Source organism: Mesorhizobium sp. M7A.F.Ca.CA.004.12.1.1 (assembly GCF_003997835.1).
GTDB lineage: Bacteria > Pseudomonadota > Alphaproteobacteria > Rhizobiales > Rhizobiaceae > Mesorhizobium.
The window spans coordinates 1-1,168 of record NZ_RZRK01001230.1; the positions used below are offsets into that span (position 1 = coordinate 1).

At 64.3% G+C, this 1,168-nt stretch carries 1 protein-coding gene and 1 pseudogene; both read right to left on the reverse strand.

Going from position 1 to position 1,168, the window contains the following annotated elements; genetic code table 11:
* A pseudogene (locus EN984_RS35370) lies at positions 1 to 850 on the reverse strand (IS66 family transposase); the annotation flags it as partial.
* An 84-nt stretch (positions 851 to 934) separates the two neighbouring features.
* Positions 935 to 1,168, reverse strand: a 234-nt coding sequence (gene tnpB, locus EN984_RS35375) for an IS66 family insertion sequence element accessory protein TnpB (RefSeq protein ID WP_164765957.1), incomplete at its 5' end; no start/stop codon positions are given.

Sequence of the window (1,168 nt, forward strand, 5' to 3'; positions counted from 1 at the left end):
GTAGAGAACGGCAGCGCGCTGTCCGCCGCGATCGGAACCGCAGAACAGCCAGGACTTTCTGCCGAGAGCGATGCCGCGCAGGGGCTCGCTCGGCAGCATTGTTGGATAGGCAGATCCGCCCATCCTCGAGGAACCCGGTGAAGGATGACCAGCGGCGCAGCATGTAGTTGAAGGCCTTGGTCAGGTCGTGCCCGCGCGAGAGCTTGTCGCGCGTCTCGATCATCCAGCGCTCGAGCTCGGTGACCAGCGGCGCGCTCCGCTCTTGGCGCACGGCGTGGCGTTGGGCCGGCGACAGGCGCGCGCTCGATATCGAACAAGGCATCGATGCGCTTCGCGGCTTCGACCGCCAGCGGATAGACCAGGTTGGGCTTCTCGCCATGTGCCTTCTTGCGCGCCGCCGCTTCGACATCGGCCAGCTCAACCACTTTGCGCCGGCTGTGGATCCAGCAGCTGGCCTCCAGAACAGGCGCCGGCTGACGACCCGTCGCATAGAGATAGCCGTAACCACCAAAGGCATCGGCCTGCAGAATGCCGCTCCAGCCGGCGAGATGCGGCCGCAGGATGTTCGCCTCGGCGATCGCGGGAATAGTAGAACACTGCCGCCGGCGGATCGGCGCCGCCGAACGGTCGGTCATCGCGCACATAGGTCCATAATCGACCAGTATCGGTCTTGCCCTTGGCCAGGACCGGCACCGTCGTATCGTCGCCGTGCAGACGTGAAGCAGCCAGCACATGGGTAGAACAGCGGCATCAGCGCCGCGGCGCCGGCGCCGACCTGATCGGCGAGCGTCGACAGGCTGAGCGGTACGCCTTCGCGGGCATAGCGTTCAGCTTGACGGTTGAGCGGCTGCGGAACAGCATCCTGGGCGGTGGCAACCATGCCTTGGAGTGAACCATAAAACGCGTCCGCTGACTCGCGGAAAATGGCGCAAACTCAAAGAAAACTCAGCCCGCGCGCTGGGGGGTGGAACGTGTGACGCGGGTTGCGCCAATCGATCCCGTCGAGCATGTAGGCGAGCTGCGCCGGTGATATGGAAACCGTGCCGTCCGCCGGCGACGGCCAGAGAAACCGGCCCTTCTCGAGCCGTTTTGCATACAGCGACATGCCGAGCCCATCATGCCAGATAATCTTGATCAGATTGCCGCTGCGTCCGCGGAAGATATAAAT